A 22,452-nucleotide genomic window follows, 5' to 3' on the forward strand; every position below is an offset into this window, starting at 1 on the left:
AGCATCTCCTATCAGTTAAGCTAAGGTAGTGGATCAAAATTTGTTGTTGGTTTCCCTCCAACTGGGAAACCAGAAATAATATCATTTCCATGTTTTATAACTTCAATTTCCACACCATTTATTGTCCCTCGATGTAGTGTTAGCCCTTCTGAACTACGTATCCCTACAACTGGAGAATCGCCAACTATATTGATTGAATTGATAATTCCAGCATCAGACCATGATTCGGGATATAAAGTACTTGTCTTTATTTTTGATAGATTTCCATCAGGAAATTGTGTAGTAAATTTGACACTTCTTGTTCCATCAGGATTTACTCTTATTTCTTGTACAGCATACTTTGGGTTCGCATTATTAATATTTGGTGAGTGCCCTCCTATGAGTTTATTAGAGTCTGTAATTCTTTGTCCTTCAAGTATTTTTTTCTCAACTTCTGGACCTAACTTAGACACCACTGACACTATCGGAGATGCATTCCCCCTCCCCTCAGGTGGATCAATAGATGGCGGTGGATCGTCCGGCATTTCCCTACCTTCACCCGTTCCCCCACGACCATTCCCCTCAACCTTCCACACCTGATTGGGGTTTAAGGAGCCTGGTATCCCAGGGGTATCCAGAATCATCTGATTCTTAAATGGATTGCGGATTTCTGGAATGTTGAAATTCTTCGCCGCATCCCATAGCGGGTCCAACACACTGTCCGCCACTTTGCCCAAAATGCGTGCTTTGGCTATTTGTACGCCTGGGACCAGAATGGAGGCCGCCTCGCCCAGCATTTTGGCCTGTTCCTCGGGGGTGCCTTCCTCGAAGTTCTTGTACATCGTCTTCGCTGCCTCGACGATTACGTCCGGGTTGTTATAGATATAATTGGCTTTGTCCATCATTTCCTGGCTCATTTTATCCGGTTCCATGGCAAATTCGAAGGCGAACTGGACCGTATCCACCACGGCCATCACCGTCGATTCGACAAAGCCGCCCACAAAAGCGTTGATGACCTTATCCGTCTGATCCATTGTATTACGCCACTCGGTCATCCCGTAGGTTTCTTCCAGCCAGTCATTATATCCCAGCAGCTTTCTATACTCCCCGTCCATCACCTTTTCTTTATAATACGCCCGGGTCGTATCGTTCCTTTTGTTCTCCGCCGTAATTGGTGTGCCATCCGGCAAGGTCGTGGGCGGCTCATTCAGCCGCTGCCACTCCGCCATCTGCCTTTCCAGTTCCCGCTGAACCTCCGCCCGCTTTACCGCCTGCTCAATATCCTCGTAATGCGTCTTTGCCCATTCCCGGTATTTGTCATTCACCAGGCCCAGTGCGATGACCAGCCTCAGCTCCTCGTTTGCAGGCACCGCGGACCGGTCCTTTTGCAGGGGGTTGTACGTGCACGCAGACAGCGGCGACCCTTTGTATTGGCTCCTCAGATCCACATTCCTATAGAGGCCCGGGTCCACCCCCAGCTCCTGAAGCAGTTGCCGCTGCTGCTCGGCATGCAAGCCCGCCAACTCCATATATTCCACATTACCATATTTCTCATAGATTCCATAAGCCACCTGGCTCCGCCCGATCTCGTCCAACGCCTCGGCGATTCTCGCCAGTTGCTCCCGCGCCTCCTGCTGCTCTTCGGGGCTGCCGTGATCCCTCTGCTCCAGAAGAGAGGCAATCTTCGCCTCGTCTACAAACGGCTGCAATCGCTTGTCCAGTGAAGCATCCCTGACATTCCACAGTAGATCCTTGATCATCTCGAAGAGCGTAGGCGTGCTGCGCAAAAGATCCTGCAGCCCGCCCGCTGCCCGGTCCCTTGCTGTCTGCAGCCACTTGCTGAACAGTGTACTCGTCTGCTTCCAGGTAAAGCTTGGCGGCGCCTTTATCAGGTTTCGGGCCTGCTTCTCTGTAGATTGGTACTGCCCCACAGCCCAGCGGAGCGTCGTTTCCTTCTGGTACAGCCGGCTGCTGATCGAAGCTGCCAGATCCCTTGTCTCCCGCAGTAATTGCTCTAGCTCCTGAGCCGGAGAGCGGACATCGGAGGATTCGGGATAGGCCGATTGGGCAGAACGTACTTGTTCCGATACGGCCTTGTGCATCCCGGTGACCTGCTCCTCCAGCGTGCGGTTCAGGCGTTTCACCCCCTGCTCCAGCTCCAGTAAGCGGTTTAGCTCCACTTTTTGCTGCATGATTAACCTCCGGGTACATCCTCAGTAGATTCAAGAGAATATTATGTATTTAAATGCTATTTTTCTATTATACCCATATATTCTCACCATTTGAATGTTGGAGGATTAAATAGGTCTGAAGACTCCAGCGACCCTCTTTCGTTTTTCAACTCAAAAACTGCAGCCCCTTAACACACTTGTGTGAATAGGGCTGCAGTCCGAGTAGCTTGCTTATCTAGTTCTGGATGGTTATATTTCGCCAGTCTGTCTGGACTCCATCCGCCTAAACAAAATGAAGACGAACAGACCAGTCAGCATCACGACAACTCCTGAACCGAGGAACCATTGCTGTACGCCGTACCGGTCCACTATCGGTCCTGCCAATAGCAGCCCAATAGGTGAAGACAGCAGCATCACACTTGTCATAAGCGAAATAACCCGGCCCAGGATTTCCGGTTCAAAGGAACGCTGTACCATGGCCATGTACGGACCATTGAAGAAGGGGGATGCCCCGCCCATGATGAAGGAGAGAATAACGAATAGCACAAAAGCTTCTTTACTCATCAGGCCACTGACTGCGCAGGTTAAACCAATGACCAGCAAGCTTAAACTCACATAGGTGATATCCTTCCACTTGGAAGAGAGTACAGACAACATAATCCCGCCAAGAATCATCCCTATACCAAAAGCCGCTTCTACAATGCTAGCACTATACCCTCCACGTCCAAAATGGGATAACGTCATAAATGGAAACAACGTCGCCAGCGGCATAAAAGCAATCCCAAAAATCACCGTAGCCCCTGTGAGCAGGACGATCGGCTTCACTTGAATGAAAGCGTCCCAGCCCAGTTTGAACTCTTTTAGAAAAGAGGGTGTTTGTACCGCCTGTGGTTTGGGCTGATGGATCTTCACCAAAGACAACATCACATTAGCGATCACTGCGCCAGCCACATCCAGCAACAGCACCACGCCTAGCGAAGTAGCCGAATATACCGCTATCCCTAACGCCGGTCCAATCACATTGGAAAAAGAGAACACCATCTGCTGCCAGCCGGCGACTCTTGTTAATTCCTCTTCAGGCGCAATAAGCGGTATCGCCGCTTGAAAGGCCGGAGCATGAAAGGCAGAAGCCGCAGAACGCAAGCCGAGAATTAAATAGACGAAACCCAGTCCCGGATCACCCAAAAAGAAATAAATGCCCAATACCAAACTAAAGAGCGCAATGGCACTATCGGCCAGAATCATCGTTACTTTCCGGTTCCAGCGATCCAGCCACACTCCCACAAAAGGACCCAAGAGTGCCTGTGGTAAAAATCCAGCCAATCCGGCAAGCATCAAAACCGCTGCTGATCCTGTAGTTTCTGTTAACTGCCAGATGATGGCGAATTGAACCATTGAACTTGTTAATATCGAAAAGATCTGTCCGCTGAAGATTAAAGCGAAGGTTTTTTTCCAATGCAGCTGCATCATTTTTCATCCCCTTTTGTAGAAAACACAAATATACTCATTTCATTAGTTTAGGTAATTGTATAAAGAAACAGTACAAATAAACCCAAACCCTTTAGAAAAAAATGGTTGAGTCCGCCTGTATTGCACCTTAACTTACCGTAAACGCATGGAATGAGTCAAAAGGAGCACCTCCTAAAAAATTAAAACCATTATAACACCGTACAGCGTTAAAAGACCACTTCAATCTCCTACAAGTGCTGCTCTAACGCATGCCAAGGAAGGATTAGACTTCCAAAGGATTTCATTTATTTTGGTTTTTTGTTCCCCACTCACATAACTCTTCCAACACGGGTAATAGGGTTCCTGCTTTATCTGTGAGACTGTACTCGACTTTAGGGGGAACTTGAGGATACTCTTTCCGATTCACCATACCATCCGCTTCCAATTCTTTAAGTTGTGAACTCAATGTTTTATATGTAATAGCTCCTATCTGTCTTTTAAGATCATTAAAGCGAACTGGTTGATTTTCAGCCAGGAGGTAAAGAATAACCATCTTCCATTTCCCACCTATAACTGACAATGTATAACCAAAAGGTGTATCTTGAATATTTTTAACTTTGCCTTTATATTCAGCCATACTCATATTTACACTATCCTTTCTGGTAGTACCTATCAAAAAAGTGCTTACTATTTATTTATTTGCGCTCATTCTATACTACCTTACTTTGAAGTAAAGGAGAGACAAGAATGACTTAAAAAACAATGATCAACCCCATATTAATGTTCCAGTTCAAACTTGTTTAATTTGGATCGATGCTCACAGTGATTTAGTAAGATATGTTGGGTATGATAACGGACATACATTACCGCTCGGGAATCTTTTGGGAGAAGGAGATGAGGGCTATGATAAGCTGTTGCCTTGGGCCACTTAAACGTACCTCGTTCATGCCCACTAGGCCGTTGTAAAATGAACAGTTGTAGCTTACGACCCTTCGTATACATCGTGAACAGGTCATTTATTGTATGATGGATTCATTCAGCACCGGGTACCCCAGAAAAAAGAAGTCTTGGACGGCCGGAATTAATCAAGGTTAAAATTTACATATTAAAAATTATCTTATTTAGTAATACCGAGTTTAATCGTATTCAACAAGAATTTCAAAGTCACCCTTTGGACAAAAAACACCCGGATGTTCTCCACTATTTTTGCCCAAGAACTTTAAGTATTCGCCGCATCTAGGACATTTGACTTTTTCAGCCTTCATTAGTTTCTCCCGCATTGTTTGAATAAAATCGACCTCTCTAAGAACTTCTTCACTAGTTCTTCTTTTCATATGCCCCTCCTTCAAACTATTAGCAATCCTTTGATTTTCAGTCCTGCGTAAGTGTTATTGGGTGAATTATGGGTTCGTTCGTCACCCACCCCTCCCAAAAAAGATACGTTGAAAGGCATGAAGCCAATCAAGGATGAGAAAATTCTACTCATGCAATGGAACTAAGATTCCTCCAATCATATCCTCAGATGTATAATCCACTCCATCAAATGCTAGATAGAGATAATCCTTCATACGTTTTACGTTAGGACCGTCCACAAATATAGGTCCTTTAAGGAAAAACCGTTTATCATTTTGTTCTTTATCGACAAGAACCTTCTTTATCAATGGACTGTCGATGTTACCTGACAGTCTGGCTTCGACTGTTATGAGTTTTACTTCTTTTAGTGAATGAGCCTTAATAATTTCTAGTTCAAACAATTGAACTCACCTCACTCTTCATCTAGTAATTTTCTATAGTCCTTGTTCGATTTTGAGTTGAATGAATGAATTCTTCAAATACAGCAGATGTTGTCGGATTCTCCCACTAATATTATTTCTCAATATTCATTGATACCTAACACAAGGGGACCATCTACATGATCCCCGTTGAAGGTCCTCATCTCAAAATAACCGATCAACACGGGTATCGATTAGGGTTGTTGTTAATACTTTGCAATGTGTATTTGAAAATGGTGTGACTGTGATCTGCACAAGAAAAACTTTGGAAGCCAATCAAGGTTTTAGATACTTCTTTAAATAGTTTTTGTCCATAAAGAGTCTCTAGGCAATTTTTCTGCGCATTGTGGACAAGATTGAGCAGCACTGGATTTTTTTAATGCGTCCCATTCATTTGGTACCCCAAAATATAACTCTGGAATAGCTGGGTTCGCCGATATCCCTTTCCACCCGCACTTGTTACAAACCAAGTTTTCAATTTGGACCCTCCGCCAAGTGTTTTCCAAACGATAAACAATGCAGAACATCCATCTCCGTTGTTGTCCTATTAGGTAGCAAATTAGAGAAAATCCAGGATTCTCTTTGATAAAAATCATCATATCGCGCACTAAATCCACACTGTAAACCTTTATACCATTTATTTCTTTATCTGATATAACACTTTCATTTAAAGATGGATCTATTAAATACACTAATTGTCCATCTAGCATTATTTTTGATGTATCACCTAGATTCATTTTGGTTTAAAACCTCCTGTTCCAAATTTAATTAGGTATTCTCTTTCAGTTAATCCCGGCAATGTTTGAGGTATTAATTGGGATATTGGAATCTGCACGATATACTGTTCCATTCGGACCAGAAAGAATCTAGCTATTTTCTCATCACCTGTTACTAACATTAATGTTCTACGTGTACCAAATGCTTGTGATAGCTCATTCCCAAAAGCTACGTACAAATGAAACCAAAAAAGATACCTTGAAAGGCTTGAAGCCATTCAAGGTTAATACAAGAAGGTTTATGGATTTACCTTTGAGAAATTAGGTATATGTGATGTTAGTTCATCAGGTGCCCCAAATGGAATTACCTTGGCATGTTTAGGGATATCATACTTGAAATGTGTAAACCTTCTACACAATCATTACACCATATTAGGAAATATCCCGCTCTCTTCTGAATATCGCCAATAAACTCATAACTGATATTATGACTATTACAATTGGGACAACTTAATGGCGGACTTTAAGGTACTGTTTCTTTGACCACTTTTGCAAGTTGTAACCATTTTTTGAACTTTGGATTAACCATCTTCAATTTCCCTTTCTCCTAAAGTAATCCCAAAATGTACTTTCTATACCATAAGCTCCTTCCTCGAATTTAAAATATATACAAGTTGTCCCTCAATCCTTATCGAGGAATGAATTCATGTTTAAGGATCATTTGGCAATAAAGCCTCCTGCACCAAATTTGATTAAAAATTCACCAGGTCGTATCTGACCATAATCGCCCTTTAGTATGTCTCGCAAGAACGCTATTTAGAATATAAAATCTAAACATTATTGTGCGTTTAAACGCAGTGGAGAAATCTTTTATGGGTATTACATAGTTGGTTCAATCTGCACTGGGTAGCCCCATCAATAAAGAGAAAACTATCAGTAAAAGAAAACCTGCTTATAACGATAAGCAGGTCAGTTAGTATTTATACTTTGAGTACAATTCCATTTGCAATTACTCTCTTGCCGACGTTTAAGGTAAAGACGTAGTACGGTATTATCAAATCTTTATACATCTCTCCGTAAGGCAATTCAATATCAACGATATGTTTTTCTCCTCTCAGAATTATCTTTTTTTCCTTTTCCTCACCAAGGATAATCTTACACATAATTAAGTCACCGTTAACGTTAAAAGATACCATCAGGCCAGAAAAAGCGTCCCTAGTCATTCCACCTTCATTTTCCGGTAAAAAACAAACTTCTGCAAGAATCTTCAACATTTTGAACTTCTCCTAAAATTCATGTTTAATTTCAAGTATAGACTGATTAAATATGTCATATTTGTCTGGCTGTACCGTAACAGAGCCACTTTTTAATATCATCTTGTCGACAGGTGTATGATCTAACTCATCAAATATACTCCTTGGTAACTTCACTTTAATAATTGCTGAAGAATCCTTCAAGAAATCGGTTAATTTCAACACTTCATCAAAATTTAGTCCAAATTGTTTTCCATCGTAACTGTACGGTCCCGCTCTAAAAATCTGTTTATCCATAATGTCATAATATTCGTCTGGACCAACCGCTCGGTATAAATCAATAATTTCTGTGCGAGCTTTCCCCGTCCCCTTCTTAGCCCCCAAGCCAAGCAACTTCCCAATCCCCTTGCCCGCCCATACAGCACCTTCCGTCCCGTACTTCCCGACATACTTCATGCCAGGAATCGGGATGATGCTCATGGCCGAGCCTATGCCTTCGGACCAGCGGTCTGCAACTGATAACTGGCCTCCGGTGACATAGTTTGTGCCGGTGAAGGCTTGCTGGAAGCCCTTGACCGTGCCCAGTCCCGGGGTCAAATCCGCCAGGAAGCTGGCGCCCTGCATCCAGATCGAGTCGCCGTCGCGGCTGAGGCCAAACGGATCGACGTAAGAGATGGGATTCCCGTTCACATAGGCGTAACGGTTCAGCGTCTGTGCGCTGGAAATAGTTCCTGTCACAACATCGCGGTTCACAAACCGTTTGATGTCCGGGTTATAATACCGCGCCCGCATGTAATAGAGCCCGTTCTCATCGGTCATCACGCCTTCGCGTCCATTATACCGGAACGGCTGCTCGCTCGCACCCTGATGATCCAGTGCTTCCCCATAGTTTCCATACGTATAGGAATCTGTCACCAGGCCCGAATCATTGGTCAGCGCCACGGTGCTGCCGCGGCGGTCATAATGATACGTCTGGTAGTTTCCTCCCGCATCCTCGCGGCCCAATAACCCGAGACCATAGACATACCAGGCTTTCGCTTGCCCCTGCCCGTCCTGTTCCATCAGCACCTGAGACAATACCGCGTGCGGGTTTATAACGTATTGGGTTGTAATCCCATTCACCGTCACAGATGTTCTTGCGTTCTCATTGTTGTATCCGTAGTTCACTCCACCCGCTTCCGTCAACCGGTTGCGTGCGTCGTACGTATACGCCTGCATGCTGCCTAGCAGAGGACCGAGTGTCATATTTCCATCAGCATCATAGAGGACTGCACTGCCATTATAGGCGTTCAGCCGATTATCGGCTGCGTAAGTCATCGCGGCATCGGCAACAGTCAGTTGTTCGGTATCCGGCGATAACCCCGGGCCGTTAATATCAATGCCAAGTCCGCTGCCATACACATTTGAGGTCACCGTCTGCGGACCATTCACCGTTTCCGTAACTACATTACCGGCCGCATCATATAGATAGGAAGCAGTGTAAATGACGCTGCCGTCTGTGCTTTTGTCGGTCAGGCTGGCCAGTTGTCCATTCGGATCATACGTGCGGGTCTCTACCGTACCATCCGGTCTCTGCGTGGATATAAGCTGTCCATTACTATCGTAACCGTAGGTCGTTACTCGGCTATCCCAATCCGTAACAGTCTTCATCCGGCCGGCGGCATCATACGTGTACGTAACCGTTTTGCCGTCCGGATAAGTAAGGATCGTCAAGTTGCCAGCTGCATCATAGGTATACCGGAGGGTGTTTCCCTCTTCATCCGTATACTGTTCGACACGGTCCAACTTATCAAATACTCGGGTGAGTGCCTTACCGCTGCCATCGGCAATACCTGTCACGTTCCCATTCGCATCGTAAGTGTAGGTAACACTGCCTGCCGGGTCTGTAAATTGGGTAAGCCGTCCGTTCGCATCATAGTGATATGCAGTTACTTGATTGCGGCCATTAGTCTCCTGGGCAAGCCTTCCGAGTGCATTATACGCATAGGTGTGATTACCGCCGGATGCATCTGTCTCTCCAGTCAGACGACCCACAAGATCATAGGTGTATCCCGTTGTATTGGCATTCGGATCGGTGACCCCTGTGATCCGGCTCAGCGCATCGAAGCTGCGGCTCGCCTGGCCCTGCAAAGGATCCGTGACCGTGGTCAGGCGGTTCAAATTGTCGTAGGAGAAGCTCGTCGTCCGCTGCAGCGGATCGATCACCGCAGTTAAACGGTTCAGATCGTCATACACTTGGGTCCGCGTCTGATTCAGAGCATCCGTAAGCGTCTCAAGGTTACCTGCATTATCATAAGAAGCTGCATAAACTTTAATGTTGGCCGCGTCATAAGCCTCCGTCAGACGATTCAGCGCATCATAGACATAACGTACGGTCTCTCCTGCTGCATTCGTCTCGGTGAGCAGGTTGCCTGCAGCATCGTTGCTGAAGGTCATGACATTCCCCAGCGGGTCCGCCAGGCGCTCCAGCCTTCCTTCACCGTCATAGCTTAGGTTCATCGTCTCATCTAGTGCATTGACGACTGCGGTTATATTCCCGTTGCCGTCGTAAATATAGCTCGTGATGTTGCCAAGCGCGTCAGTTGCAGCAGCCAGGAAACCCTGGCGGTCATACTTGTAAGATTCGCTATTTCCCAGCGGATCCGACTCCGACACAAGCTGGTCATCTGCGTTGTATACGACCTTGGATTCATTGCCGTCTGCATCGGTCTGGCTCACTAACCGTCCAGCCGAATCATAACTGAAGGCTACTGATTCACCTGCGGCATTCTGCATACCCGTCAATCGGTTGCCAGTATAACTGTAATGCGAGATGCCGCTGAGCGGATCGGCTGCCGAGAGCAGAAGCCCGTTCGCATCATACGTATAGCGGGTTGTCCCGCTTTCGGGATCTTTTACCGTCAACAGCCGGTTATTGCTATCATACGTATTAACCACGGTGCTGCCATCCGGGCCGGTGGCCGTCAGCAGATTATTATCCGTATCGTATGTCATCTGAATCGTATTGCCAGTGTGGTCTTTCGCTCCCAGTAAGTTACTTCGGACATCAAAGGTATACGTTGCCGTCTGGTTTAGCGTATTCGTAACACTAATTCGATTGCCGTAATTGTCATAGGCATAAGTTGTTGTGCGTCCAAGCTCATCTTCTACGCTCAAGAGCTGATATTTTGCATCATGCGTCCGCTTCTGAGTGTTTCCGTTGCGGTCAGTAATGGTGGTTACAAGCTGACCAGCGGTTTCCGAATAAGCAAATCGGGTGGGTTCACTGCCAGTCACAGCATCCCGCTGCTCTACAACTCTGCCTTCACTGTCGAACACATTCTTGAATAATTGCAGGCCCTCGCTGGTGGCGGAAACTACCCTGTTTTTGCTGTCGTACGTGTACAGGGTTAGTTTCGCCCCGGCATCGGTTATTTGGCTTAATCTTCCTTCCGGGTCATAAGCAAAGGCAACCTCTCTGCCTGCCTGATCCGATACTGCCGCGACCTTGCCTTTGGCATTATACGCAAAGTTAAGCGCAGCGTCAGTGAGCGGATCTACCACCCCCGTAAGTTGTCCAGTTGGGGTATAAGTGAACACCAGTTGCAGCCCGGTATGTTCGGACAACGAGCTGAGAAGTCCCGCTGCAGTAAATTGGTAGGCGGTCCCGTCATTACGCTTCAGGACATAGCTGCCGTCCGGATTTTCCGTAAGCGAGTCTAGTCGGGCGGCTGTGTCTGATGAGGCAAAAGTCCCGTTTGCTCCTCGCACGAACAAGTTGCTTCGGAAGTCGTTCCAATGCACCCGGACATGATCACCGCTGCTGTCCCGGGACAGGCGAATCGCAAAATTATGACTCCATCCAGTACCGAGTGCTCCCTCTCCCGTTAATAAAGAGTGATACTGAGCCTGAAACGGAATAGGTACAGCACCGTGTGCCGTCAATAGCGTGCGGTTGATAATCTGTGCACCCGTAGCCGTATCCACAGGATCGGAATGGAACGATTGCGGGTCATAGTCCGCCGGGTCCAGCTTGGCAATCTGGCCGGCTGCCCCAATGCCCGATATAGGTACTGTCCCCTCCCCTTGGTCTTCCAATTGGAACAGTCCATAAGGGGCATAGACCTGAATATCGGCTGTATCTGTGTTCCGAAGCAATGCCGATGCGCCAGCTGGCACGGTCAGCGGACTTTGCCCAGTCTGCTCGCTGCCTTGACCGATAAGGTAGCTGAATGCTCCTTCTACCTTTAGCGTCTGTGCAGTGCTGGTCTGATTAAGGGCGGATAATAATCCGTCCGCCTTCAGTTCTCCTTGGTCGAGTGCCGGATGATCAACCGTCTCGGTCTGCATCGCATCAAAAGGTCCCCAAAGAGCCAGCCCATCCAGTAAAGGCTGCGTTACGTTCAGGCGCTCAGACGGAGTAAGCGTAAACCCGCTTGCTTCCGATTCCAGTCCATAATCCAGGACGGCTCCGCTTCCGCTGTACGAAGCCCAATTTGCCGTCCCATCAGCGGAGAGTTTCCAGGTTCCCGTGCTGATATTCTTAATCTGAACGGTTTTGCCTTGTCCAGGCTTCACAATATTCAGCGCAGGGTTCGCCTGATCAGCGATTTGAAAGGCCGCTTGACTGCCGCTTACTACAGTGCCACCCGTCTGTCGGCTGGTTAGAACGGCACGGTAACCACCAGGGATGGAAATGGCGGCGCTTGATGTCTCCCTTGCGAAGCTGGAAGGCTTGCCGGCCCCATCATAGATAGCCAGATCGTATTTGCCGCTTACGATGAGTGATGCCGAAACACCCGTCCGATTGACGGCTTCCATGCTTTCACCGATTTCAAGCCCCTTCACAAACTCAGAATCACTGCCGTCCGTTGCCCGTACTGCATCTGTGGGCACGCTAACCGTTACGTGACCTGCTTCCGTGCCCGTAATGACGATCCGTTTCGTTGATCCAAGAGTCCTGCTCGCCAGTGAACTATCATTACCGAAACTGTCCATGGTGCCGGACAAATCGTAAATCTGGTAATCATAGACTCCGGAAATCTTAACACCAAACGAATCCGGGGAAATATTCCGTACCGAATTGCTCTCCCCTGCCTGCAATGTTGCTACTGTAACCGCCCGTTCATTTCGGCTGGTCAGTCTGAACCCGTCATAGGAACCGGAAACGGTGACCGGCTGTACCTGTGTGGCAGAAACCGCAAGCTTGTCGTCTCCTTGCAGCTGCAGAGAGACAGCCGAGTATCCTGTATTGTAGGATTCTACCCCTCCATTACCGCTGTATCTTGCATAATCGAAGGGACCCTCGAAGTAGAGAGACAGCTGTTTGGAGGTGCGGGCGTGAAGCTCTATATTCTCGTTGGCTGCAAGTGTCCGGATAAAGGTTACCGGGTTCACACGTGACTGCGTTTGAAATAGATCGTAAGCTCCATATACCTCGATGGCAGCTTCGTCACTGTTTTGAACAGCCACGCGTTTACCAGCTTCGACCTTCTGAGTTAGAACAGTCGTATAATGATGCCCGTACTGTTCAAAGGTTCCGGCATTGTCATACGTTGCATAATCATAAGCTCCCGTCATTTTGATATCCGCTTCGGTTGTACCGGTGTAACGTGCCTCCATGCTCGCTTCCGGCTGCAGCGATGTTATAAATAAAGCCGGGTTCGCACGATTCGTCACAGTATAGATATCAAAAGAACCTTCAACCAGGATCGGAACCGTATCCGCATTCGTAATCGCAATCCGCGAACCGGCTTCCATGGATTTTGTTCCCGAACTGCTTGCTCGTCCTATTCCATCCACTTCTCCTGCGCTGTCAAACTGCACAGCATCATGAATTCCGCTTGGATAAAGATAGAACAGCTTGGCAGCGTTGTTGACCGCCTCCATACTTTCTCCGGGAGCGAGCGATTGATGAAAGGTCACCGGATGGACACGGCGGGAAGCCTGAAACACATCATAGGCCCCATATACCACAATTCCGGCTTCAGCACTGTTTTCTACCGCGATCCGCTGACCAGCATCCACAGGTTCCTTGCTGCTCATTCTTTGATTGCGGGCATACGTATTTACACTGCCTTCAGGGGTACGCAGGGAATAATCATATTCTCCTGTCATATGAACATCACCCTGAGCAGTCCCCGTGTATACAGCCTCTATACTCTCTCGCGGGGACAGGGCATACTCAAACAAAGCAGGACTCGTCCGTGCCGTTACCGTGAAGACATCAAAAGGTCCCTCTAGGGTAACGGATGAGGCCGCAGCCGTCACCGCCAGGCGGTTTTCGATGGCCACAATTTTGGAATGGAGCGCATATTCCCGGTCGGCATCCGAAGCATCTCCGGTTCCATCATATTGTGCAAAATCATATAATCCATCTGCATAAACAGTAAATAATTTGGCGGAGGAATTCTTTAGATCAAGACTTTGGCCCGCTGACAGGGTTCGCTTAAACGTTACCGGATTAATGCGGTCTGACGCAGTGAACAATTCATAGGCACCATACACGTCGATAGTCTTGATATCGCGGTTCTCGACTGCAGCCGACTCTCCGGCACTTAAACTTTTGTAGGACAATGTGCGGTCCTGTGTATAGATATTAGGGATACCGGCAGTGGTATACTCCATCATGTCATGTGTGCCGGTCATTTCAATATTTTTGGTTTGTGTGGATGTATTGGCCAATTGGGCGCTTTGCCCCGGAGCCAGTGTCCTTAAAGCGAGCGCAGGCGTCTCACTTGTTTGCACCTGTGTCACATCATAAGGCGTGATTACCTGCAGCGGCGTGCTGCCTGCTCCGGTTATAGTAAGCCGTTCGCCATTGAACATCGAGAGACTGCCCAGCGTTCTTTTGCGGTCAAAAGAACGGAGAGCGCCATTCTCCATATAACTGGCCTGATCATGAGTCCCTTCCAGATCCAGACTGAATAATGCCGGACTAAGATTGCTGAGCCGCAGGCTGCTTCCCTCCGGAAGATAAATCTTGTTCAGGGCGGGAACCGTGCGGTCGCTGACCAAAAAAGCATCATATGGACCGGATACCGTCATATTCGCCAGACCGCTGTCTGTAACAATAAGCGATTCTGTGTCGTCAATACTGTAACTATCTGCTTCCACAGGACGACCGAATTCACTAACTTCGTTCCCGTTGTCATACACCACATAATGATGTTGGCCGCTGACAGCTACAGGAAAGCTAAGGAGAGTAAGATTATCAGCCCTTATTGTCTCTCCCGGCGCCAATGTCCTGTGGAAAGTTACGGGATGGGATCGGGATGAAAAGGTAAATGCCGCATACGGGGCATAAATCTCTTCGGATGTACTGCCTACATTGGTAAAAGCAACCCGCTCGGCGTCAGGTATATTCAGTTCACCGAGAGAACGGCCCGCGTAATAGCTTTTGATGCTGCCGGGATTGTTGTACAGAGCGTAGTCAAAAGTTCCGTTAAACTCTATGCCTGCTGCTCCGCTCGTCCCATTGGCAGCTTCCAGACTTTCACCCGCTGTGACCGTCCGGGTATAGAGTGCAGGATAAGCACTGTCTGTAAACTGGAAGCCATCGTGAGGGCCAACAACTTCCACGGTTCCTGTACCTGATTCGGTAACCACAATGTAACCACCAGCCGCGATGGAATTGGTACCCGTTATAGTTTCTTGTCCATATCCGACCACTTCTCCGGCTGCGTTGTACTCTGCGAAGTCATACGACCCTTCCAAATCGAGTGTATAAGCTTTGTCTCCCGTATTCTGGATTCGCAGACTTTCTCCACTATGCAGTGTATCGCTGAACATAGCAGGAAGGGTTCGGGCTGAAACGGTAAACCCATCATAAGGCCCTTTTATTTCCATGGGATTATCCAGATAATTGGTGACCACCAGACGTTCAAGTGGCGAGAGGGTCCGCAAAGAATTGGTGGATTTCCCGTAGGAGTCTAGTTCACCTGCATTATTATAAAGAGCGTATTCGTAAAAATTGGGATGAAAACGAATATTAAAGTTTTTCGTTGCGTGACTGGCCGCTTGCATCGTTTCCCCGGGTTGCAGCGTCCAGTGAAAGGCTGCCGGTGTTGACCGGTCTATAAAGTTAAATATTTCATAGGCTCCAAAGACTTCGTAACCAGCCGTATCCCGATTGGTAACCGCAGACCGTTCGCCAGCGGGAATCGTCATATTGCCGCCTGTATCCTCCGTTGCATAGGAGAGTAAAGTACCGGCTCCGTCATAATCGGCATAGTCATTGTCCCCACCCACATTTATTGTTTCTGTGGCGGCACTATTATTATAGGCTGTCAAGCTTTGACCCGGAGCCAGCCATTTTTTAATCAAGGCTGGCGCGCCGGTCCAGCTCATGTTCAATGCCCTGGTTTTGGTCTCGACGGTTACTGTTCCCGCTGATGTATTCGTGACAATTAACCGCTGACCCGCCGTGGCTGAATAGGTGTCCGATGTTTCTTTTTGGCCTAAATATGCAACTTCTCCATCATCATAATATTTCACATAATCAAAAGAAGGCCCTTTCACATAAATGGATGTTGTTGTCGTATAAGTGGATGTTATGAGAGCAGATTCCCCCGGCGAGATCTGGTAGGAAGTCGTAGCTGCCGCATTTGTCTTCGTAGGTGTGGAGATAAAAACAAGGGCAAGGATGACCAGACCTGCAACAACACTATGCCATATTCGTTTTCGATTCATCTGCTTGGCGCCTCCTTATTATGGAACCTGGTGAGGTTCAAAGGAGACGGCTGCATAATTTGCCGTTCCTGATCCATCAGCTTCAAGTATTAGCATCTGCAAATGCACACGCGCTTTAACCGCTTCAACAGGTGTGAGCAGTTCCTTGCCGAAATCCATCCAATCCGAATTGGTCCGCACATTGACAACATTTTCGTATCCGATCAGCCGATCCTTTGCATTATAGTAATTGACAATTACCTGTGCCACAGAATGCTGCAGCTGCTCAGTTTGGATTAAGCCAGAGAGGGTATAGGACACTTGACTCTTTATTTCAAAATCCTTGTAAATGTTTGCGCCGCCCGCCACACTGGAGTTGGCTATCAATTGCTGAACAGGATAGTGTTCAACGGTAACTGCTCCATATACATCTAACGTTACCGAGGGTCCGGGATCAACTGCATAGACCGAGTCTTCAACAGTAGGTTCACTGTGATCTTCTTTTGCATTATGTATCAAACTATATTGTGCATTCACTCCCGCTGTAAAATATGGCTTCCAGCCCTCCCATATGTGCACTCCCGCCTTATTTGCTGTCTGCCCCCCCTCTGTATTTGTGCTCTTGGTTACATTCAACAGATTTCCACCCGCATCGTATTGATACTGGATGGTCTCGCCGCCCTCTGTTCCTGCTTTGATTAAGCGGTCCAAATCGTCGTATTCATACTGGACGGCTGATGCAGAAATAGAAGCCAAGCTTGAAACTATTGCAACGGTAAAAATAGTGAACAAAAGCCTAATTCTTTTGGGTCTTATTCCTCTCATTTCTCTCACTCCTGCCTCATAGATTTAAACGCTCACTTATCTGCAAAATCCTCTAGTGAAAATTAACTATATCTACTTCCAACTCCTTACAAGTATTATCGATTAAATTAAAGGAAATAAATATATTTTTTCCTGAATAAGGTACTTTCGAGCTATAAAATTAGTTCCTGCTCCAATAAGCGTTGCATACTTAAACCGTATGCAAGCACACCAAAAAAGCAGCCTCATCGGCTGCTTTCTGATTACGCGTATCCTATTACTTCAACATAATTTCCTTTTTCCACGTCAGCTCTTTACCGTAACGTATTTCACTTAGAGATACGTTACTGTTTATAAGACACGAATAAAAAGCCGTTATCGTTTGCTGTCCACGAGTAATATTTAGTAGCGGAGGAACTGCTGCTAGGATCTTTGACACCAAATTCGAAAACTCCATTAGTCGTTCTATAACCTGTCCCTGTTTGCCAATGCCAAGTAACATCAGGATCAAGCCATGGGAATATGCCTAATGTATCCCACATAACTAACGGAGGCCTTGAACTTACAACACGGTCCTGAAAGCTCGCTATGGAACCGGAATCATCGGCGTCAATGGAAGTAGCCTGCCAGCCGTTCATATGCATATTTAGCAGTTGGCTTGTAAGGTAGGACATATTTCCAGCTGTTGTTCCAAAGATGCTAGTTCCAAGAAAATTATAGAACCCGTTTACCATATCAACTTCTGAGTTATCAAAGTAAGTTTTGTCATGGACCGATAACCCGATTGAACTCAGATATTGAATAGCCATCGCTAAAGAGGATGGACCACAGGCGCTATCATCGTGGTTAATACCAGTCTGATACTGATAAATATGGGGCACGTTTAAATAATACGAAGTTGGATATGCCATGAGGCTATTATCTCCAGATGTCAAGTATTGCTTCCATAATATCTGCGAGTTTTCATCTTGATTCATTTCAAGGTCATTGAGTACAGTTGTTAGATCAAGAGCAGATTCAGATGAACTCTTATTGAGTGATAACTTCTCATTATATTTCTTTATTTCTGTCTCTACTTGGTCTGTTAGCTCTTTTGCATTATAAGCAAATGCTTGATTCTCACCACCAAAATAATAAATTTTCTTCCCTTCATGTTGAGCTTTCAAGTTATCTTTGAAAGGTGCATTGCTGTATTCTAGTATGGGCGTTATATCATACCGTGCTCCGGTAATATAATAACCCACATTTTTCTGATTATCCTGGAGAAGAAAGTAATAACCCATAATGTTGTCATGAATGTCATAGAGATCAGCGCTATGAATGATGTTAACATGGTCCCAAATACCAAAAAATTCATGATCCGGAGTAAAAGATTTGATATCTGCTTCAATAACTTGTTTGACGATTTCAATAGGTATTGTTTCACCGCTGTTAGCACTAGATTTTGATGGAGGGAGAAATAATATGGAACCAATCATAAAAATAGTTAAGAATACAAAATAAACTTTTTTACCTGTCATTAAATCATCTCCTTGGTATAATAGGTTAATGAGAGTGTTTATTTTTCAAAATATTCCCATATTGAATATATTATAGAGCAAGGAATAGGGAAGATAAAGGAATTTATTCCCCAATATTTACTTTTCAACTAGTTTGGCAAGAGATTTTCCAGATCAAAAATGCTATTCACTTCCTTAATTTGTTCATAGTTTACTCGCAGAGTTTTATTTCCATAGTCAACAGCAAGATACGAGACACGGATTGCTTCCTCTCTTATTAGAGTGAGAAACTGTAACACAAGCTCCAGTTCTTTATTTTTGTTATTATCGGATATCTCGGTATTTCTCATATTAATACCAATTCTGACGGATACAGCTTTTTTATATTCTGGTAGCTGCACTAATTCCTCTGAAGAAAGTTCATATGATGTCTGAGTCTCAATGGAATGGTTGATAGATGCTGTGAACAACTTGCTGATCCAAGGAGTCAATTCTTCATTCGCCTCTTGCTTCCATACTTCTTGTGGATAAGCATCATTTATTTCCTTTGAGCTTATATCTTGCCCAACATAGAAGTGAAGACTGGGGTCATCTCCTGGATGAGCTAACGAATGATATGTGCGGTGTATGAAATCAAAATCAATATTTTTCAGAGTGAAGTCCTTTTGGTATCTGTCCTCCAAATAAACTTCAAATTGTTTTTTTAGAGCAATAGGTTTCCAGGGCGGTCCAAAAAATAATAAATAGCTTCCCACTACAATAACAAGCACAATTAATACGAGTGACCTGGACCTCTTACTTTTTGGAAGAAAACTGCCCATTATTACCACCACCTTTTTTGTTCATACAGGTTAAGTTTATCATGACTTTTGCAATAATATGACAATTTATTCACTATCGAATAAATTCTTGTATAATTGCAGGCAAGCACACCAAAAAAGCAGCCCTATCGGCTGCTTTCTGAATACGTATATCCTATTACTTCAACGTGATTTCCTTTTTCCACGTCAGCTCTTTACCTTGTTCATTCTTGAACAAGATCACCACCTCGCCTTTCTCACCTTTCATCGAATCCGGGTAAATGAAGCCGGAAAACTGTCCGTTTCCGCTGATGTAAAACCCGTCTTCTCCATCCCCTCCATGCTGTATGGCCTCTTCCCGTGAATTTACAATCAGATTCTCCTTGGAGACCCACTGCATTTCAGCAAGCATGAACCCGGACGGAAGCTGCTCGATGAAAAAATCAAAGCTGTTTCCTTCCGACGGCTTGGCGGTCTGGTCAATCACAACCAGGATTTCACTGTCCGTATTTGCCGGCTTCTCCGAAGCTGGGGTGTTCTCCGTGTTCTCGGGTTTAGAGGGATCAGCAACTGTCGGCTCCGTAATGTTGGTATCAGGTGATGCCGTGCTGGTAACGGGCTGATTCTCGGCGACTGTATTCTCCTCGCTGCCCGCTGTAGGTGGGGCATTCACAACGTCTGCACCTTCTGAATTGGACTTCGTACCGCAGGCACCGAGTAGAAGCATGGTGCTCATGGCTGCACCCAGTAAGATAAATTTAGGTTTATTCGTATTTTTATTCATGGGTTTCTCCTTTGTCTATCCGTAATGTGAAATAAAAAGCGACTCCCTGATCTATATTACTTACGCCAAACTCGCTTTCATGCAGCTCCAAAATGTGTTTTACAATCGCCAGTCCCAGCCCCGTCCCTCCGGATTTACGATCACGGGAGCGTTCCGCCCGGTAAAAGTGATCCCAAATCCGGCCAAGGTCCTCCTCGGCAATGGATGGACCGGTATTTTCAATAACCGTGGTGAGAATACCAGGTGACGATTGCTTTATACGGACAGTAATCACGCTATTTTCGGCGGCGTGCCGGGTGGCATTGCTGAGTAAATTTAGAATCACCTGCTCGATTCGCCGGGGATCGGCGGCTACGAACAGCCCCTCTGCTTCCGGGATATCGTGCTTAAGTGCAAGCTGCTTCCGCTCCAGCTGCTCCGTGAACGAATCCACCACTTTGTAAATCAGAGTCTTTAGGGACAGGCTCGCCAGACGTAACCGGATGGCCTTGGCTTCATATTTGGACAGCTCCAGCATATCCATAATCAGAGCATTCATGCGATCCGTTTCATTGACAATGAGCTCCAGGTAACGTTCCTTTTTGTCGCTGGCCACTCCATCCTGGAGGCCTTCGGCGAAACCTTTGACAATCCCCAGTGGAGTCTTCAATTCATGCGAAATGTTCGCAATCAGCTCCTTACGAAGCTGTTCAGACCGCAGCTTTTGCTCAACATCTTCTTGAAGCTGCTCATTCGCACGGGTAAGCTCCTGTAAGGCAGCATCCAGATTTCGGGACAATGCCGTCATGTTCCGGGACAATTTGCCGAACTCATCTCTCGATTGGATCTTTGGCGGCTCAGAAAAGTCCAACTGGGCCAGACGCTCCGCAGAACGGTTCAGTGTCAGTAACGGGCGGGAGACCAGTCTGGAATAAATGAATGACAAAATAACCACTGCCACGGCTATAACCGGTGCCAAATACACGACATAGTTTTTTAGAATCTCCACAGCTTCCCCGACAGGCTGCAAAGAAGTCATGACCATTAAATAACGCATGCCCTGATGGTCTTCCGGAAGAGAGCGGATTAATACCGCGTAATTCACTCCGCTCCATTTATCCTGCCACTCCATCTCCATAATAGAACCGCTCGCCAAGCTGGACTGAGCGTGTTCCACCTGCGGCCCGAATTCATTAAGTGCCTCATCCATCAGTGTATCCTGATATAAAGGGTTATACGACCGATCCTTAGGGAGCAGCAGATCTGTCACAGTCCCTGATACCCGTACCAATCCCTCTTCCGGGTCCATGTTTGCCGGCTGAAATACCACCGGCTGCAAGATGGTATCCTTTTCATCCATAAAAATCCCATCCACTACCAGCTTGTCACCGGTCCTAATGCCCTGAGGAATGTCACCAACAGCCATTCCTTCCCGGGGAATATGGATACTGATCTGCTGGGTACCGGTCTGAAGCTCCAGATGATACGGGTTATAAGGAATCCGCGCAAAGGACTCATCCAAAATAGACATACTGCTATCATTCTCATTCATGTATACTCCAAGCCGCCGCGAGAATTGAGACTCATTTAACGGCTCCAGTTGGAGCTGCCGGGCAAGCTCAGCTGTGCTTTTATCCAAAGCCTCAATCTTGGATACCCGGTAAAAGTGTTCAAAAAACACCCCTGCGGCAACCAGTACACCTGAAAAAACAAGCAGAATCAACGTTGTCGTCACAACAAAAAGCTTAAGTACTACACTGTGCCTTCTCAAGGTTCCATCTCGAATTTATAGCCTGACCGGATAACCGTGCAGATGTACCGGCCTTCTTCTCCCAGTTTGGCTCTTAATTTTTTGATATGGGTATCCACGGTGCGCACATCCCCCAAGTAGTCGTATCCCCAGACCGCATCCAGAATATATTCACGGGCCAACACTTTGCCGTAGTGCTTGGTCAGAAAGAGCAGCAGCTCATACTCCTTCGGCGACAAAGAAATCTTAGCTCCAGCTACAGCCGCCGAATGCGCCGATCTGTTCACTACCAATTCGCCATAGACCAGCAGATCGTCATCCCGTCCGACTGTCCCTTCCGATCTTCTCATCAGTGCCGTTGCACGGGCAACTAATACCCTCGGACTTAAGGGTTTCGTCACGTATTCATCCGCCCCCAGCTCGAATCCCAGCATATGATCTTCGTCGTCCGAACGGGCCGTGATGATAATGATCGGTACGTCCGATTTCTTCCGGATACGCCTGCATACCGAAAATCCATCCAGCTCCGGCATCATAATATCCAGAACCACCAAGTCAACAGAGATCTGTTCAAATAGCTCCATCGCGATTCTCCCGTTCTCGGCCTCATACACATCCCATTGTTCCCTTTTAAAATAATCCGTAATGAACTCCCGCATGAGCACATCGTCTTCAACCAGCAATATTTTTCGCCTCATGTTTGGACACTCCACTTCCACCCACCATCATTTTGCTGTTCCTTACAAGACCAACTATATCTGAGTCCTGTGTACACTGTGTGTATTTAATATGAAATTCCAGAGGAGGACAAACTCAAATTAGCTTCAACAGGCCGAAATTTCCCGTT

The 22,452-nt window shown here is 46.4% G+C and carries 14 protein-coding genes and 1 pseudogene; 1 reads left to right on the forward strand and 14 read right to left on the reverse strand.

Features of this window, described 5'->3' with window-relative positions; all coding sequences use genetic code 11:
* Nucleotides 1-20: 20 nt before the first annotated feature.
* The 3 genes from IEY53_RS35155 to IEY53_RS18095 form a co-directional block, all read right to left on the reverse strand.
* Nucleotides 21-2,171 carry an EndoU domain-containing protein gene (locus tag IEY53_RS35155; protein WP_229696217.1) on the reverse strand — a complete coding sequence of 717 codons (2,151 nt, stop codon included), beginning with the start codon at nucleotides 2,169-2,171 and terminating at the stop codon, nucleotides 21-23.
* 228 nt (nucleotides 2,172-2,399) lie between these two features.
* Nucleotides 2,400-3,620, reverse strand: a complete 1,221-nt coding sequence (locus tag IEY53_RS18090; RefSeq protein ID WP_229696218.1) for an MFS transporter — start codon at nucleotides 3,618-3,620, stop codon at nucleotides 2,400-2,402.
* A 280-nt stretch (nucleotides 3,621-3,900) separates the two neighbouring features.
* Entirely contained in the window at nucleotides 3,901-4,242 is a 342-nt protein-coding gene (locus IEY53_RS18095) for a winged helix-turn-helix transcriptional regulator (RefSeq protein ID WP_189027390.1), read from the reverse strand.
* 157 nt (nucleotides 4,243-4,399) lie between these two features.
* Between IEY53_RS18095 and IEY53_RS35160 the strand changes: the two are divergent.
* Nucleotides 4,400-4,510: pseudogene (locus IEY53_RS35160) on the forward strand (arginase family protein); the annotation flags it as partial.
* A gap of 225 nt (nucleotides 4,511-4,735) precedes the next feature.
* Here the strand turns inward: IEY53_RS35160 and IEY53_RS18100 are convergent.
* The 11 genes from IEY53_RS18100 to IEY53_RS18150 all read right to left on the reverse strand — a co-directional run bounded on the left by IEY53_RS18100 (nucleotide 4,736) and on the right by IEY53_RS18150 (nucleotide 22,303).
* Nucleotides 4,736-4,933 (reverse strand): hypothetical protein, encoded by a 198-nt coding sequence (locus IEY53_RS18100; protein WP_189027392.1) that lies wholly within the window; start codon nucleotides 4,931-4,933, stop codon nucleotides 4,736-4,738.
* Nucleotides 4,934-5,077: 144 nt separating this feature from the next.
* Nucleotides 5,078-5,353, reverse strand: a complete 276-nt coding sequence (locus IEY53_RS18105) for a hypothetical protein (protein ID WP_189027394.1) — start codon at nucleotides 5,351-5,353, stop codon at nucleotides 5,078-5,080.
* 314 nt (nucleotides 5,354-5,667) lie between these two features.
* Complete coding sequence (locus IEY53_RS18110) at nucleotides 5,668-6,108, reverse strand: hypothetical protein (RefSeq protein ID WP_189027411.1); 441 nt, start codon at nucleotides 6,106-6,108, stop codon at nucleotides 5,668-5,670.
* Between the two features lie 959 nt (nucleotides 6,109-7,067).
* Nucleotides 7,068-7,361, reverse strand: a complete 294-nt coding sequence (locus tag IEY53_RS18115; protein WP_189027412.1) for a hypothetical protein — start codon at nucleotides 7,359-7,361, stop codon at nucleotides 7,068-7,070.
* A gap of 12 nt (nucleotides 7,362-7,373) precedes the next feature.
* A complete protein-coding gene (locus IEY53_RS18120; protein ID WP_189027414.1) occupies nucleotides 7,374-16,010 on the reverse strand; it encodes an RHS repeat-associated core domain-containing protein in 8,637 nt (2,878 codons plus the stop codon).
* Nucleotides 16,011-16,028: 18 nt separating this feature from the next.
* Nucleotides 16,029-16,781 (reverse strand): RHS repeat domain-containing protein, encoded by a 753-nt coding sequence (locus IEY53_RS18125; RefSeq protein ID WP_189027416.1) that lies wholly within the window; start codon nucleotides 16,779-16,781, stop codon nucleotides 16,029-16,031.
* 356 nt (nucleotides 16,782-17,137) lie between these two features.
* Nucleotides 17,138-18,313, reverse strand: coding sequence for a C39 family peptidase (locus IEY53_RS18130; protein ID WP_189027417.1), 1,176 nt, complete (start codon nucleotides 18,311-18,313; stop codon nucleotides 17,138-17,140).
* 128 nt (nucleotides 18,314-18,441) lie between these two features.
* On the reverse strand, nucleotides 18,442-19,113 hold the full coding sequence (locus IEY53_RS18135) for a hypothetical protein (protein ID WP_189027419.1): 672 nt from the start codon (nucleotides 19,111-19,113) through the stop codon (nucleotides 18,442-18,444).
* Nucleotides 19,114-19,270: 157 nt separating this feature from the next.
* Entirely contained in the window at nucleotides 19,271-19,876 is a 606-nt protein-coding gene (locus IEY53_RS18140) for a hypothetical protein (RefSeq protein WP_189027421.1), read from the reverse strand.
* Nucleotides 19,869-21,590 carry a sensor histidine kinase gene (locus IEY53_RS18145; RefSeq protein ID WP_229696219.1) on the reverse strand — a complete coding sequence of 574 codons (1,722 nt, stop codon included), beginning with the start codon at nucleotides 21,588-21,590 and terminating at the stop codon, nucleotides 19,869-19,871. Before IEY53_RS18145 ends, IEY53_RS18140 begins: the two co-directional genes overlap by 8 nt.
* 32 nt (nucleotides 21,591-21,622) lie before the next feature.
* The gene (locus tag IEY53_RS18150) at nucleotides 21,623-22,303 is read right to left on the reverse strand and encodes a response regulator transcription factor (RefSeq protein ID WP_189027424.1); all 681 of its coding nucleotides are present in this window, start codon (nucleotides 22,301-22,303) and stop codon (nucleotides 21,623-21,625) included.
* Nucleotides 22,304-22,452 lie beyond the last annotated feature (149 nt).

The organism is Paenibacillus albidus, assembly GCF_014644435.1.
Classification (GTDB): domain Bacteria; phylum Bacillota; class Bacilli; order Paenibacillales; family Paenibacillaceae; genus Paenibacillus_AQ; species Paenibacillus_AQ albidus.